This window comes from Mesorhizobium sp. Arg314 (assembly GCF_053714275.1).
In genome coordinates, this window is record NZ_JBSKBP010000356.1 from 1 (window position 1) to 258 (window position 258).

The 258-nt window shown below is 67.8% G+C and carries 1 protein-coding gene; it reads left to right on the top strand.

Annotation, left to right across the window (positions count from 1 at the left end; all coding sequences use genetic code 11):
• Window positions 1-48 precede the first annotated feature (48 nt).
• Window positions 49-258, top strand: a 210-nt coding sequence (locus ACWGS9_RS35845; protein WP_454509566.1) for a DUF1612 domain-containing protein, incomplete at its 3' end; no start/stop codon positions are given.

The following is a 258-nucleotide window of genomic DNA, read 5'->3' on the forward strand; positions in this document are numbered from 1 at the left end:
TGGGAAGACATCGGCCCGCTGCAACATCAGCCGTGGCTTGGCAGCCTCCTGGTCGCAGCCGGCCTGCGGCAGCGTCGGAAAACCACGGCCCATATGCTGGCGCTTAATGTGGGCCTGCGTGTCATTGGCCGCGAACGCCGGCGCCATGGCGCCAGGACGACACGGCTGCTGGCGTTCCTCGACGCGGTTGCCGAAGCCGCCGCGCTCAGCCTCAAGGAACACGATCGACTGGCGCTGGCGCGCGAACAAATGCTGCGC